This is a genomic window from Enterococcus sp. AZ103 (assembly GCF_051714685.1).
GTDB classification, from domain to species: Bacteria; Bacillota; Bacilli; order Lactobacillales; family Enterococcaceae; genus Enterococcus_A; species Enterococcus_A alishanensis.
The window spans coordinates 490,463-505,652 of record NZ_JBIOSI010000002.1 but is presented as its reverse complement, the minus strand read 5'-3'; the positions used below and the strand labels follow the sequence as shown (position 1 = coordinate 505,652).

Genomic DNA, 15,190 nt, shown 5'->3' with positions numbered 1-15,190 from the left:
TATGTTAGATGCATTACAGTGGTTTGTCGATTTAGGTGCAACAGTTGTGTTACCGATTTTGATATTTATTTTTGGTTTGGCTTTAGGAACAAAACCGGGGAAAGCTTTCTCGGCAGCATTAACGGTGGGTGTAGGATTTGTCGGCTTGAACTTGGTGATCGATTTATTAACCAATAGTTTAGGACCCGCCGCACAAGCAATGGTAGAACGCTTTGGTTTGAATTTGACGACGATTGATGTCGGTTGGCCGGCGGCTGCAGCGATTTCTTATGGTACGATTTTAGGTTCTTTAGCGATTCCGATTGCGGTTGCTTTAAATGTAATTTTGATTGTTGTTGGTTTAACCAAGACTTTAAATGTCGATGTTTGGAATCTTTGGCATGCAGCTTTTATCGCTTCATTGGTCTATGCTTTAACCAATAATTTTGCGATGGGGATTGCAGCGACTGTTATTTACACGATGATGATTTTAGTATTTGGTGATATTCTTGGTCCTGTTATTAATAAATTTTATAGTTTTCCAAATATTACTTTCCCTCACGGAACAGCGATTCCCGGTTTTATTATTGCTTTACCGTTTAATTGGTTGTTTGACCGAATTCCGGGGATTAAAAATTGGAAGGCCGATCCAGAAACGATTCAAGAAAAATTTGGTGTCTTTGGTGATTCCACTGTAATGGGTTTTATTATCGGATTAGCAATGGGTATTTTAGCTGGGTATGATGTTGCCGGCATTGGACAATTAGCGATCCAAACCAGTGCGGTAATGGTGATTATGCCACGGATGGTTTCGTTATTAATGGAAGGTTTGACACCTATTTCAGAAGCAGCCAATACATTTGTGCAAAAACGTTTTCCAGGACGAGAATTATATATCGGGATGGATGCGGCGTTATCAGTTGGACATCCGGCAGTTTTGTCATCTTCTTTAATTTTAGTGCCGATTACAATTTTCTTAGCAGTTATTTTACCAGGCAATACCACTTTACCATTTGGTGACTTGGCGACGATTCCATTTCTAGTTTGTTTAATGGCAGCCGTTTTTAATGGCAATATTATTCGGACAATTATTGCGGGAACCATGTATATGGCTTCAATTTTATACATTACTTCATGGGTAGCACCATTAGTAACTAGTGCAGCAAAAGCAGCCAGCTTTGATTTACAAGGACAAGCGTCAATTACAGCTCTAGCAGAAGGTGGTCTATGGACAACTTGGATGTATGTGGGCTTGACGAAATTATTTAGCTGGGGTGGATTAATTGCCATTGGAATTGTTATTTTAGCCTTAATGATTTACGTGAATAAAGTTTTACCAAAAAAACAAAGTCAAAATGCATAAGACAAATTTGAGAGGACTGTTTTAAATGAAAAAATTACTGATTATGTGTGGCACCGGTGTAGCAACTTCGACTGTTGTAACGGGCAAAATGAAAGAATGGTTGAAGGAAAAAGGCTTAGAAAATGAAGTCAAATTATACCAATCAAAAGTCGCAGATGAAGTCAACAAAATTGATGACTATGATGTGGTTGTAACGACCACTGTTGTGCCAGATAAAATCAAAGACAAAGTCATTATGGGCATTCCTTTATTGACGGGTATTGGTGCTGATGCGATGTATCAAGAAATCGAAGCAAAATTAAAAGAATAAAGAGGGGATTGAAGTAAGAATGTAAAAATTTTTACTTCAATCTATTTTATTAGACTGGAGGCGTTTAAATGTCAAAACGAACCTTGCGAACACCCTTTTTTTCGGTGAATCCTAAATCTTACTTATTTGGTGAAGAAGCTGTTCAATTTGCGATTGCTTTAGATCAATTAGCTGAAAAGTATGATGTTGATGTCTTGTTTACTTGCCAACATGCCGATTTGTATCGCGTAAGCCAAGCTGTTCAGCACTTATTTGTTACCGCTCAACACATGGACGGACATCAAATCGGTCGTGGTATGGGAAAAATATTGCCGGAAAGTATTTTAGCTGCTGGCGCGGAAGCAACCTTTTTAAATCACGCCGAACATCCCATGATGGTAGAAGATTTGGTTAATGCCATCAAACGAGCACAAGCTCTGAGAATTTTAACGATTGCCTGCGCCAACTCGATCGCCGAAGCTCAAACAATCGCCACATTTGCACCAGATATGATGGTGTGTGAACCAACTGAATTAATCGGAACTGGAAAATCTAGTGATGTTGACTATATGAAACAAACCAACGAAGCCGTTCGTCAAGTGAATCCTGATATTTTAATTTTACAAGGAGCCGGCATTTCAACAGTCGCAGATGTAGAAAAAGCCTTAAAATCAGGAGCCGATGCGACTGGTGGCACAAGTGGCATTGTAGCTGCAGAAAATCCTTTAAAAATTGCCGAAGAAATGATTGCAACAGTCGCAAAATATAAAAAGGAGGCCAATTAATGATTTTCAAAAAAGAAGCTTTAACGCTGCGTTCCAATGGTCGAAGAGTGAGTTATCATAACATTACCAAAGAAATCAAAGAACTGGTGGCTAATAGTGGTATCACCAACGGAATGTGTGTGATCCAATCACCACATACTACTTGTTCAGTTATTTTTGAAGAATTTATGCATGATTTAGATTGGAACGGTGACGAATATTTACAAGTCGATTTAAACCGAATTTTAGATAAAATCGTTCCTCGTGAGCTATCAGAGGATACGGGATATCGTTATCCTGGACCGAAACATTTAGATTTTTTATTGGCAATCCAAAATCCTGATTACCAAGGCGATCCTTCGACCATATTAAATGGTGATGCTCACATTCGTGCATCATTTTTTGGCGCCAGTGAAACCTTTGTAGTATCCGAGGGAAAGATTATGACCGGTGAGGTTGGCTCGGTTTATTTCATTGATTTTGATCAAAACAGAGAACGAAATCGAACTTGTTACGTGATGGTGATGGGTGAGTAATCAGCTTTAGCAAAATACTTTTTAGTAATCATAAATGAGGACAAACAGTTAGGGATTTTTTTCTAGCTGTTTGGCTCTTTTTGTTTGATTAACAATTTTTAAAATAAATTAAATAACAAATGATAGCACAATTATACTTAATCAAATTTTTCTATCAAATATGAAAATATCCACAAGAGTATAAAAAAATTTGTTGAATAGGGATTTTTCCATATGAATCATAAGGAGACTTATTTTCTATTGGTTTTCTGATCAGTCTATAGTAATATTCTAAAAAACAAAATATGAGGTGTAAGAATGAAAAGTAGACAGGAAGCGATTATTAGAATATTGAACCAAAAGAAGTATGTCTCAGTAGCAGGTTTGGTTACTCAGTTGCATTATAGTGAAAGTACGATTCGACGAGATTTAACAGCTTTAGAAAAATTAAAATTAGTAAAAAGAACAGCCGGCGGGGCAGTTTTAATCAAAGATAATTTGATTGAAAATCCCTATTTAATAAAATACAAAATCAATACCGAAGAAAAAAGCTTGATCGCTGAATTAGCGATTGATTTCATCGAGGATTATTCGACAGTCTTTTTAGATGCTAGCTCAACCAGTCGTTTTTTAGCTGAAAAAATTGGTAAAAATAGAGAAAACGTCAAAGTTATTACTCCTAATTTGATGACAGCGTTAGAAATAGACAGTCAGCCGAAAAATAATGTGTATTGTATAGGTGGTTTAGTAACTGATGGTAAGGTAGGTGGTTCATTAAGTGAGAAGCTTTTGCGGGAGTTACAGGTAGATTTTGCCTTTGTTTCTTGTCGTGGTTATGACAATCTGTTTGGCGCATCAGATATTTTAGAATCAGAGGCAGGGATCAAAAAAACAGTGATTGCTAACAGTCAAAAGGTGGCTTTATTGTTAGATTATTCTAAATTTGATAAGCATTATACTTTCCAAAGTGTGCCAGCACAAAAAATTGATTACATGATTACGGATAAAAAACCAGCAGCTAAATTTATGCCGGAGGAGAATGGTTTAGACTATGAATTAATTTATTGGAATGATTAAAACCTGCCAAATTTTAAATTTGAACGGTGAAAAATAGCGGATAAATAGAAATTTTATAATGTAATGCCTCAATGTGACTAAGTTCAGTCATATTAGGGCATTTTTTTTGACCGAAATCCTTCTTGCTTTTCATTTGAATGTAAGCGTATTTTTCTATGGTATTCTGACCTTGTAAACAAGAACACAAACTTTTTGAAGGGAAGTTGAAGTAATGTTAGTAAATTTAAAAACGGTATTAGAAAAGGCTAAAACTGAAAAATATGCTGTAGGAGCTTTTAATGCGACTGATTTAAATACAGCACGAGGAATTATTGCAGCTGCAGAAGCTGAAAACGCACCAGTGATTTTGCAATTTGCGGAGGTTCATGGACAATACATTTCTTTGGAGCAGGCGGCATCGATGTATTTGCAACTGGCGGAGACAGCCAAGGTACCGGTAGTTGTCCATTTAGATCATGGTGAAAATTTTGACACAATTGTTAAGGCCATGCACTTAGGTTTTACCTCTGTCATGGTAGACGCATCGACCCAACCTTTTAAAGGAAATATCACGCGGACTAATCAAGTCTTGGAAATTGCTCGAGCATTAAATGTCTCGGTGGAAGCTGAATTAGGAATTATGAACGCAGAAGACGGCAGTGGTGATTTAGATTATGACCAGATGGATGATACTTACACTAATGTTGAAGAAGCAGCGGAATTTGTTAAAGCTACTGATGTGGATGCATTAGCGATTGCTTTTGGTACAGTTCATGGATTATATAAAGCCGAACCTCATTTGAATTATCAACGAATTAAAGAAATTCATGATAAAACCAACAAACCATTGGTAATGCATGGTGGTTCTGGTTTGAAAGATGAAGAATATCGCGAATCGATAAAAAATGGGATTACTAAAATCAATTATTATTCCACCATGTCATACGAAGTTACGAATGGTTTACGAGATTATTTAAACGAAAATAATGATGCTTTTCTATTTGATGTAGACATGAAAACAATCGAACTAGTTAAAGAAAATATTGCTGCAAAAATTCGTGTGTTTGGATCATCTAATAAGGCATAAGGAGGAAATCTGATGACAAAATCTAGTAAAATTGCTGTTTTGACTGGTGAAAAAACAATCGAACTTAAAGAAGTTGAGATTCCAGAAATTAATGAGGATGAGCTTTTAGTAAAAGTTGAAGCATGTGGTATTTGTGGGACTGATGTCCATGAATACAAAGGAGATCCATTTAATTATATTCCGATCCATCTAGGGCATGAAGGAACCGGAGAAATCATTAAAATTGGAAAAAATGTAACCAAAGATTATTATGGCAAACCATTAAAAGTGGGCGACAAAATTGTGACTGGTTTAAAACCTTGTGGTGAATGCGACACTTGTTTAAATGATCCTGAAAACCTGCATTTGTGTGAGAATGGTGCGATTTATGGGTTGCTGCCAGGGGAAGAGCATTTCTTAAATGGTTGGTTTGGTGAATATATTAAAATCAATCCTAACAGTGTTATTTTCAACGTTAGCGATATGGATTTAGACTTGCGAATGCTGATCGAACCTGCTGCTGTCGTAGTTCATGCTGTAGAAAAAGCCAAAGAGATTACAAATTTTAAGCATCATTCAAATGTAGTTATTCAAGGTTGCGGACCAATTGGGTTGTTACTATTAACTTTAGTCAGAACTATGGGTGTCAGAAATATCATTGCTGTTGATGGCGACAAAAATCGTTTAGCTTTGGCTAAAAAATTAGGAGCCCATTGGACGGTTAATATAGCTGAAAGTGATGATCCTGTCGCTGAAGTAAAAGCTTTAACAAATGGAAAAGGTGCTGACTTTGCCTTTCAATGTACGGGTTCACCTAAAGCTGCAGCAGCCATTTGGAAATATGTTCGTCGTGCTGGAGGAATGTGTGAATTGGGTTTCTTTGTTGATAACGGTGAGGCAACTTATAATCCCCATTTGGATATTTGTAATAAAGAAATTAAAGTAGTGGGCTCGTGGACGTACCAATCGATTGATTGGATTCAAGCCTGTGAATTTTTAAAAGAAGCGAAGCAACAAAATTTACCAATAAACGAAATCATTACTCATCGTTTTGATTTGGCAGATATTAATGAAGCAATGGAAACAAATATTCGGATGGACGGCGTAAAGTTAGGAATTTTTCTATAACCAATGAAATGAAACAGGAGGTAAAAAATGCGTAATATTCTAATTGCAACTCATAGCACCTTCGCGTCAGGTATTCAGGGAAGTTTAAACTTGTTAATTGGCGAACGGTCGGAAATTACTGTGATCGATGCCTATGTGGATGATACCGATTATACAGAAAAAATAGATGATTTTTTTGAAAAATATAACGATCAAGATGAGTACATTGTTTTTACTGATTTATATGGCGGTAGTGTGAATCAAAAAATGGTGAATTATAAAAACAAGTATGATTTTCACCTGATTACAGGCTTTAATTTACCTATTTTGCTAGAAATTATTCTGGCTGGTGAGACATTAAATAGTTCAATGGTAGAAGAGTTAGTTGAAAAGTGTCGTCAAGAACTATCACTGGTTCACATAGATATGACTGAAGATGATGAAGATGATTTTATTTAAAAAGGAGTGGTACTAATGATTAAAGATTTAAGAGTAGATGATCGGTTAATTCATGGACAAATTGCTTTAACGTGGCCCAAAGCATTAGGTGTGAATCGTATTATTGTGGCCAATGATGCGGCAAGTCAAGATAAGACGCAACAAATGTCATTAAAAATGGCATTGCCATCAGATGTAAAAGCGTTGATTCGTTCAGTTGAAGATACAGTTACCTTTTTTGACAATCCAAAAGCGAAAGAAGCAGATTTAATGGTGATTGTAGGTAATGTGACCGATGCAGAAAAATTAGCCCAAGCTTTAGGAACATTAGTTGAAAGAGTCAACTTAGCCAATGTTGGCCGTTTCGATGGTGTTCCAAAAGAAGAAAAATTGGCAATCGGTTCTTCAATTTTATTAAGTAAAGCAGAAAGCGAAGCCCTCGATCGTTTATTGAAGCTTCCAAATCTAAAAGTAGTTCACCAAATTATTCCAGATAATAGTGCAAAAAAACTTGAAGATATGATGTAAGAAGGAGGAAAAGCGACATGACTACTTTAACAGCAGCTTTACTGTGTGCCATTGCTTATTTCATTTGTTTTGGTGGGAATTGGTTATTGGCACAAAATATGGCCGATCAACCCATTGTTGTTGGTGCTTTAGTCGGTTTATTATTAGGTGATTTACAGACAGGTTTAATTTTAGGTGCCGCCTTACAAGCACTATTTATCGGTGCTGTAAATGTCGGTGGGGCGGTTTCTTTGAATCCTTCATTTGGAACGACCTTGGCTATTGCTTTTGCGATCTTAAGTGGCGGCGATCAAAAATTCGCTTTGGCAATCGCTGTACCATTAGGACTTTTAGGTGGCCTTTTAGAAATTGGTGTCAATATTTTATGCTCGGGTTTTGGAGGCGCGTTTGATAAAGCAGCTGCAGCTGGCGATGAAAAAAGAATTGTATTCTTGCATTACGGTGTCTGGTTTTTGAAATATATTATTTTTTCAGTAGTAATTTTTGTATCCGTTTTAGCAGGAGCAACACCGGTTTCAAATTTTGTTAATAGTTTGCCAGAATTTATTACAAATGGTTTAGGTGTCGTAGCTGGATTATTGCCGGCAGTTGGTTTCGCGATGCTATTGAAAATGGTTTGGTCAAACAAATTAGCGGTTTATTATTTGCTAGGTTTTGTTTGTGTAGCCTATCTGAAATTACCATTGATTGCGGTAGCTACTTTAGGAATCATCGCAGCAGTGATCCAAGTAAGCATTGATCAAGACTTTTTAAATATGAAAAACTCAGGGGTGGCAACAGCAGCTACTGGTGATTCAGCAGAAATGGAAGAGGAGGACTTTTTAGCATGAGCAATCAAACAGCAACAATTTCAGCAGATGAACAAAAAATGTTACGATCCATCTTTTTTAGATCTTTTACCGTGTTTGCCCCTTTTAATTATGCGAAACAAGGTGGGAGTGGCTTCTGTTATGCCATGATGCCCTTTATCAATAAGTACTATGATAAAAAAGAGGATCGCATTGCTGCTTTAGAGCGACATATTACTTGGTACAATGCGACTTCAAATGTCGGTACTTTCATTATGGGACTTGCAGCTTCAATGGAAAAAGAAAATAGCGAAAAAGAAGATTTTGATGCTTCCTCGATTAATACTGTAAAAGCTAGCTTAATGGGACCATTTTCAGGAATAGGTGACACATTATTTTGGGGCGTTTTACGAGTAGTCGCAGCTGGGATAGCTATGACATTTGGAGAACAAGGAAATCCTTTGGCACCGATTATTTTTCTATTGGTTTACAATATTCCATCATTAATTACCCGTTGGTCGTTGACCAAATTTGGTTTTTCTGTCGGTGCTAAATATATTGAGGAATTATATGCGTCCGGCATGATCAGCGTGTTAACAAAAGCGGCGAGTATCTTAGGTTTGATTATGATTGGCGGAATGACTGCAAGTAACGTCTCATTTCAATCGAGCTTAAAATTTAATTTAGGCGGCGGACAGGAATTAGTTATTCAAGAAGTACTAGACCAAATATTTGTTGGTATTATTCCATTACTGTTCACTCTATTGTGTTTCTGGTTGCTATCTAAGAAAAAAATGAATTTTGCTTTATTGATTGCGCTAGTAGTAGCATTGGGAATTGTGTTGTCTTTAGTGGGTATTGCATAGTATTAAATTAGAAAGACTTTGAAATTTTTCAAGGTCTTTTTTTTGTTCTCCAAAATAGTCAGTGGAAAAAGACGTCGATAACTAGATCACACTTTTTTATCAGTAGAATGTTTTTTTTGTGATGAAAGCGGATACTTTTTGTAAAATAGCCATGCTAAACTTGGTTCAAGTTGAAGGGAGGTAAGTCAAATGTTTATCACTAATAGTCTCTTTCATCCCAAATTAGTCGATATTTATCAAGGGAATGAGAATTTTGAATCATTGGTTCAATTTGTTGAACAAAAATTATTGGCGGAAAATTTTATTAATGAAAGCTACAGCGATGCCATTATTCAAAGAGAAGCGGAATATCCGACGGGTTTGCAAACCCCAACTTGTGCTGTAGCGATCCCGCATACAGATCCGAATCATATTAAAGAACCTTTTATTTATATTTTAAAATTAGCCCATCCCGTAAAATTTGGACAAATGGGGACTACGGATCAATTCGTCAATGCAGATTATGCTTTTTTTCTAGGCTTTAACAAGGGGGAAGATCAACTCACCTTGTTGCAAAATTTAATGGCAATGTTTATGGATCAGGCAGCCATGCTGGATTTAGCTAGTAAGGAAAATGAAACTGAGATCTTTAACTTAATCACAAATTTTTTTAAAAAAGAAAGTGAGGAAAAAGAATGATTATCCATGATATTTACCAAGCACCTTTTATTAAAGAAATGCAGGAAGTGACCGAAAATTTATGGAAAAACGGTTGGGACGAAAGAAATGGTGGAAATATTAGTTACCTTTTAGATGAAGAGGAAGTTCGTTTATATTTAGATGTTGATGCGGCGATTAATCAAAAACAATTAGATTTTGAAGTGCCGGAATTGGCGAACCGAATCTTTTTAGTTTCCGCTTCGGGTAGCTACTTTAAAAATATTTGCCAAAATCCGACAAAGAATTTAGCGATTGTTAAATTAGATGAAACTGGCAGTAGCTACAAAGTATTGTGGGGCCTAGAAGGGGGCGGCTTACCAACCAGTGAATTTGCTTCACATCTAAAATGCCACGCGGTTCGTTTAGCAGAAGATAAAAATCATCGAGTGATTCTACACTGTCATTCAATTGCGGTGTCGGCGATGACTTTTGTGCATGATTTAGATGAAAATAAATTTACCCGTTCTTTATGGGAAATGATTACTGAATGTTTAGTGGTGTTCCCTGATGGTGTTTCTGTTTTACCTTGGATGGTAGCTGGCACAGTGGAACTTGGTTTGGCTTCGGCGGAAAAAATGCACGATTCACGTGTTGTTATTTGGCCACATCATGGGATTATGGGCGCTGGACAATCGATGGATGATGCGTTTGGTTTAGTGGAAACGGTGGAAAAAGCGGCGGACATTTATATGAAAGTTGTCGGTGTTCCAGGTGGCTTCAAACAGAAAATTACTAGTGATCAATTGTGGGATTTAGCCGATCAATTTGGTGTGACTCCAAAAGCAGGAATTTTAGAAGCCCGGAGTAAAAAATAAATTTCAAAAAATTAGGAGGAAATAAAAATGGCAAAAAAATTAAATATCATTTCAGTCTGTGGTTCTGGCACTGTTACTAGTTCGATGGTAGCTGGAAAAGTAAAAGATTTTTTAGAAGAGCATGGTTATAAAGCCAGCACGGTGGAAGTCAATCCTGGTGGCGTCGATGAACAACTAGCCAGCGGCAAATGGGACATTATTGTTCACACGAGTCCATTAAAGCGCAAATATGAGTTACCAACTATTAATGCGGTGGCTTTACTTTCAGGTATGGGGGAAGAAGAATTTTTTGAAGCTTTATTAAATGAAGCAAATAGCTTAGATGTATAGAAAATTAAGAAAGAAGGATCGATGACATGCTAAATATTTTATCATCTATAATGGATGCCTTTGGTGCGGCAATCGTTGTACCAGTGATTATCTTTTTTATTGCTTTAATCATGAAAGTGAAGCCAAAAAAAGCGTTGAATGCCGGAATCGGATTGACTGGTTTTAATATGATTATCGGTGCGTACACGCCGATTGTGACACCCGCGATTAATCGGATGGTGGAAACAACTGGTGTAAATTTAAGGATTTTGGATACTGGTTGGCAGGCGACAAGTGTGGTGGCTTACTCGACACAGGTCGGTATGATTTTCTTGGCGCTAGGTTTAGTATTACAGGCAGTTTTATTTATTATTAAATTTACCGATATTTTTATGCCGTCTGATTTGTGGAATAATTATTCTTTCATGCTTTGGGGTTCGATGTTGTATATTTCTACCGGCAATTTGTGGTTGTCAATTGGTTTGATGGTCTTATCTAATCTTTACTGTTTAACTTTTACCGAAATTGTGGCGAAAAGATGGTCAATTTACTATGGTTATCCTCGTTGTACCATGAGTGCGCCACATCATATTTGTTCGGTACCTTTAGCTTTATTGATGGATTTTCTGTTGACAAAATTAGGTGCTAATAAAGTTCGTTGGAATCCAGAAACTTTGCAAGATAAATTAGGCTTTTTAGGAGAACCAACTTCTTTAGGCTTTGTTTTAGGCTTATGTTTAGGGATGGCCGGCAACTTCATGCGGCTAGATAGTTTGACTGGTTGGGGCGAAATTATGATTATCGGGATTTCGACTTCAGCAATTATGGCGATCTTCCCGAAAATTGCTGGGATTTTTGCTTCGGCATTTACAGCAATTACCGATGCATCAAAAGGCACCGCAAAATCTTCTGGCGGCAAAGACCGTGTATGGTATTTAGCGATCAATGATGCGGCGGGTTATGGTGAAACAGCAACTCTTTTAACGGGGATGTTATTGATTCCAATCGTGTTGCTTTTGGCGATTTTCTTACCTGGTAACCAAACTTTGCCAATGGTCGATTTGATTGCAATTCCTTATATGATTGAATTAATTATTTGTATTTCAAATGGGAATATTTTTAAATCATTGATTAGTGGCACGATTTGGTGTGTCGGTGGGTTGTATATTATTACTGCAGTGGCACCAATTTTTACCCAAGTTGCGGTTGATGTTGGTGTGAATTTACCAGAAGGTGCGTTGATGATTTGTAGTTTTGCTGTGATGACCAATCATATTATGGGGATTCTATTCTTGATCTTTATGACGCAAAATCCACTCTGGATTGGACTTACCGTGGTGGTTTACATTATTTTGTATCTATTTGTCAGAATCAAAAAAGAATCAATCCACGCCTACTTGGAAAGCATGGCAAAAATGGAAGAAGAAGCCGGAATTTTGGCTGAGAAAGGAGCCGCAGTTTAGATGAGCAAAATTGTCGTAGTTGGAGATGGTTTAGTCAGTGGGGAAACTTTAGTCGATGCCGCGCAACAACTAAATGTCCCACAACCAATTGAAATAGAAAAATTTAACTGGTATGCCGATTTAAATAAGGAACAGTTTCAAGAAAAAATTAAATTGATTGAGCAAAAAGGACCAGAAGCGGTGGAAATTCCTGAAGGTATTTTGGAAGCATTAGCCACAGCGGATTATTTATTGGTGCATATCGCGCCGATTTCAAAAGCAATGCTGGCAGCTGCACCGCAGTTAAAATTAATCGGCACTTGTCGCGGTGGCTTGGAACATATCGCCACTGATGAAGTCAAGAAGCGAGAAATTCCTTTGATTCACGTGATTCGTAATGCCGAGCCAGTCGCGGATTTCACGATTGGTTTGATGTATGCGATTACACGAAATATTGCTTTTGCTCATCAGCAAGTGATGCAGGGCGCTTGGCCGAAACAATTCCCCAATGATCCTTACAAAACAACTTTGGCAAATTTAAAAGTCGGTTTAGTCGGTTTAGGATACATTGGCAAACTAGTTGTGAAGCGTTTGAATGCTTTAGGCGTGGAAGTTTTGGCGTATGATCCATTTGTCGACCAAGAAAAAATCGCCGCAGAAGGATTGCAGATTACCTTTGTCGACTTGCCAGATTTATTCCGCACAGCAGATATTGTTTCGCTACATGTGCGAGTGACACCTGAGACGAAAAATATGATTAACCGTGATTTATTTGATTTGATGCCACCGTCATCTTATTTGATAAATACTGCGCGGCCAGATATTGTCAATAAAGCCGATTTGGTGGAAACTTTGAAGAATCATAAAATTGCTGGTGCTGCGCTGGACGTTGTTTGGGAAGAGCCAATTAAAAAAGACGACCCATTGTTGGCTTTAGATAATATTGTGATTACTTCTCATATTGCAGGAGACACGATTGACGCGATACCTCGCTCGCCGTATTTGCTAAAAGAAGTTTTGAACGATTATTTTGAAACCAACGTGAGCGATATGTTGATTAGATTATAATAAAGCTTTAACAGTAACAAGGAGGGAAGACCAATGGATGTTTTGGCGGTGCAACTTTTAGAAATGATTTTGTCAAATCGCAACAACAGTCTGACTTCACTGGAAAGAAAATTCAGTTTGACGAAAGGGAAACTTGATTATCGGATTAGAAAAATTAATCAAGAACTCCAATTAAATCAATTAGGTAGCATTAAAAAAGTCGGAATTTTCTTAACTTTTGATGGTGAAGAAAAAAAGATCAGAACGTATTTAAAAAGTGTTGTCGCCGAGCTCCATTTTAGTGATGAACAGCGGCTAATTGTCTTATATTTAGCCGTCTTGTTTCATCATCACGAGACATTGCAATCTTTGGCCGAGCGGCTAAAGATAAGTAAAAACACGGTGATTAAAGATAAGAAGAAACTCCAAAGTGACTATTTAGATGAGTTGCAGATTGAGCTTTCTTTTTCTCGAAAGACCGGGTTTTTCTTGAAAGGGAAAGAAAGTGACATTCGCCGTTTGGGGATTAAATTTATCCGCAAGTTTGAAGATAGTGCCACGAAATTAAAAGTAATTTTGCAAGTGATTAAGATGGATCAGCAAATTTTTGAAACTTTGAAGCAAAAAATCGAGGTTTTGGAAGAGGATTTGGATTTAGAATTTACTGAGTTTAAACGAACGGATTTATATTTGACGATTGCCATGTGTATCTATCGCTTTAAACAGGGCAATACGTTAGAGAATGGTTTGTTAGATGGTTATATTCGTATGGTGGAGCCGGATTTTTATCAAAAAATCGGCACGGCGTTGTCGACCTTTTTTACGGGGCAAGACAGCATCAACGAAATTCATTTTATTTCGATTCAACTGTTGAGTACCAACTTGATTAAGATTCGCTCGAATTATCAAGATCCGCAGCTGGAGCAAGAAATTATTCGCTTTATTAATAGTTTTGAAGTGTTAGGGATTACCAATATTAAAGATAAATGCCAGTTGGAACAAGCTTTGTATCAGCATTTGATTCCGGCGTATTATCGAATTCGATTTGGTTTGCCAGACAATGAAGTTTTAAGTGTGAAAGCCGTCGATGATTATGAATATATTCATCCGCTAGTGAAACGTTCGATTTCTGGAATTGAAAAATACTTAAAGATCACTTTTCCAGAAGGCGAATTGATTTATCTGTCGATTATTTTACTGAGTTTTGTCAGTGAAGAGTTGGAAAAACAAACTAAGCGTACGATTGATGCGATCGTGGTTTGTCAGCATGGAATTTCGGTCTCAAAATTGCTGTTTGGCGAATTAAAACTGTTGTTCAATAACATTCGTTTCGCCAAAAATGTCTCATTAAGAGAGTTTTATAAAGAAGATTTGAGCCAAGTCGACGTGGTTTTTTCAACGGTGCCGCTAAAAACCAACAAAGAAGTTTTTCTTATCAATCATTTTCTTAGCAATGAAGAGAAAATTAATCTGAAAAATGAAGTCACTAATCGAATTAATTTCCAACCAAATACCAGCAATCATAATCATCAGATGGTGACGCAACTGGTAAATATTATCCAACAAAACAGTGAAGTCACGGATCTTCAGCGTTTAGTTGATGATTTGCAAAATTATATTTTAACCAACAATGTCACTTTGGAAGTGAATAAAAGTCAAAACGATCCAGAGCTGGTGGAATTATTGCCAGTTTCCCATATTCAAATTTATCCGAAAGTTGATTCATTAGCCGAAGCCATCAGAATTGCTGGTAAACCACTAGTTAATCAAGGATATATTCACAAAGATTATTTGGAGACGATTATTGAAAATTATGATCCAGAATTTCCTTATTTTGTTATCGCACCCGGTGTCGCAATTCCTCACGCTGGCCCAGAAGATGGCGTCTATAAAGTCGGGATGTCGTTATTAAAGCTCCATCAGCCGATTCATTTTTCGGAAAATTTAACGGTCGATGTGATCGTCATCGTCGCACCGAAAGATAAAAAAAGTCATATGAAAGCAGTTACGAAATTATACGAAATCGCTAAAGAAGCTGATTTTTTAACTAACATTCGGCAGCTGACCTATGAAAAAGAAATACAACAATATATTGCGAAAAAAGGTTAGGAGGAACCAC

The 15,190-nt window shown here is 37.1% G+C and carries 17 protein-coding genes; all 17 read left to right on the top strand.

What is annotated here, in order from left to right; all coding sequences use genetic code 11:
* The first annotated feature begins 1 nt into the window (after nt 1).
* On the top strand, nt 2-1,342 hold the full coding sequence (locus ID741_RS17120) for a PTS galactitol transporter subunit IIC (protein WP_218325518.1): 1,341 nt from the start codon (nt 2-4) through the stop codon (nt 1,340-1,342).
* Between the two features lie 25 nt (nt 1,343-1,367).
* On the top strand, nt 1,368-1,652 hold the full coding sequence (locus ID741_RS17115) for a PTS sugar transporter subunit IIB (RefSeq protein ID WP_218325519.1): 285 nt from the start codon (nt 1,368-1,370) through the stop codon (nt 1,650-1,652).
* 68 nt (nt 1,653-1,720) lie between these two features.
* Nucleotides 1,721-2,416, top strand: coding sequence for a triose-phosphate isomerase (locus tag ID741_RS17110; RefSeq protein ID WP_438720932.1), 696 nt, complete (start codon nt 1,721-1,723; stop codon nt 2,414-2,416).
* Nucleotides 2,416-2,931 (top strand): YjbQ family protein, encoded by a 516-nt coding sequence (locus tag ID741_RS17105; RefSeq protein WP_438720930.1) that lies wholly within the window; start codon nt 2,416-2,418, stop codon nt 2,929-2,931. Before ID741_RS17110 ends, ID741_RS17105 begins: the two co-directional genes overlap by 1 nt.
* 297 nt (nt 2,932-3,228) lie before the next feature.
* Complete coding sequence (locus ID741_RS17100) at nt 3,229-3,987, top strand: DeoR/GlpR family DNA-binding transcription regulator (protein WP_218325522.1); 759 nt, start codon at nt 3,229-3,231, stop codon at nt 3,985-3,987.
* Nucleotides 3,988-4,198: 211 nt separating this feature from the next.
* Complete coding sequence (locus tag ID741_RS17095; protein WP_438720929.1) at nt 4,199-5,053, top strand: class II fructose-bisphosphate aldolase; 855 nt, start codon at nt 4,199-4,201, stop codon at nt 5,051-5,053.
* Between the two features lie 12 nt (nt 5,054-5,065).
* Complete coding sequence (locus ID741_RS17090) at nt 5,066-6,160, top strand: zinc-dependent alcohol dehydrogenase (protein WP_438720927.1); 1,095 nt, start codon at nt 5,066-5,068, stop codon at nt 6,158-6,160.
* 27 nt (nt 6,161-6,187) lie between these two features.
* Entirely contained in the window at nt 6,188-6,598 is a 411-nt protein-coding gene (locus ID741_RS17085; RefSeq protein ID WP_438720926.1) for a PTS sugar transporter subunit IIA, read from the top strand.
* Between the two features lie 15 nt (nt 6,599-6,613).
* Nucleotides 6,614-7,105 carry a PTS system mannose/fructose/N-acetylgalactosamine-transporter subunit IIB gene (locus ID741_RS17080; protein WP_438720925.1) on the top strand — a complete coding sequence of 164 codons (492 nt, stop codon included), beginning with the start codon at nt 6,614-6,616 and terminating at the stop codon, nt 7,103-7,105.
* A gap of 17 nt (nt 7,106-7,122) precedes the next feature.
* Complete coding sequence (locus tag ID741_RS17075; protein WP_438720924.1) at nt 7,123-7,935, top strand: PTS mannose/fructose/sorbose/N-acetylgalactosamine transporter subunit IIC; 813 nt, start codon at nt 7,123-7,125, stop codon at nt 7,933-7,935.
* Nucleotides 7,932-8,759, top strand: a complete 828-nt coding sequence (locus ID741_RS17070; protein WP_218325528.1) for a PTS system mannose/fructose/sorbose family transporter subunit IID — start codon at nt 7,932-7,934, stop codon at nt 8,757-8,759. The genes ID741_RS17075 and ID741_RS17070 overlap by 4 nt, the downstream gene beginning before the upstream one ends.
* Before the next feature lie 189 nt (nt 8,760-8,948).
* On the top strand, nt 8,949-9,437 hold the full coding sequence (locus ID741_RS17065) for a PTS sugar transporter subunit IIA (protein WP_438720923.1): 489 nt from the start codon (nt 8,949-8,951) through the stop codon (nt 9,435-9,437).
* Nucleotides 9,434-10,273 carry a rhamnulose-1-phosphate aldolase gene (gene rhaD / locus ID741_RS17060; RefSeq protein ID WP_438720922.1) on the top strand — a complete coding sequence of 280 codons (840 nt, stop codon included), beginning with the start codon at nt 9,434-9,436 and terminating at the stop codon, nt 10,271-10,273. Before ID741_RS17065 ends, rhaD begins: the two co-directional genes overlap by 4 nt.
* Before the next feature lie 27 nt (nt 10,274-10,300).
* Nucleotides 10,301-10,603, top strand: a complete 303-nt coding sequence (locus ID741_RS17055) for a PTS sugar transporter subunit IIB (RefSeq protein WP_438720920.1) — start codon at nt 10,301-10,303, stop codon at nt 10,601-10,603.
* A gap of 26 nt (nt 10,604-10,629) precedes the next feature.
* A complete protein-coding gene (locus ID741_RS17050) occupies nt 10,630-12,045 on the top strand; it encodes a PTS galactitol transporter subunit IIC (RefSeq protein ID WP_438720919.1) in 1,416 nt (471 codons plus the stop codon).
* Entirely contained in the window at nt 12,046-13,092 is a 1,047-nt protein-coding gene (locus ID741_RS17045; protein WP_438720918.1) for a 2-hydroxyacid dehydrogenase, read from the top strand.
* A gap of 33 nt (nt 13,093-13,125) precedes the next feature.
* Nucleotides 13,126-15,180, top strand: coding sequence for a BglG family transcription antiterminator (locus tag ID741_RS17040; protein WP_438720917.1), 2,055 nt, complete (start codon nt 13,126-13,128; stop codon nt 15,178-15,180).
* Nucleotides 15,181-15,190: the final 10 nt, after the last annotated feature.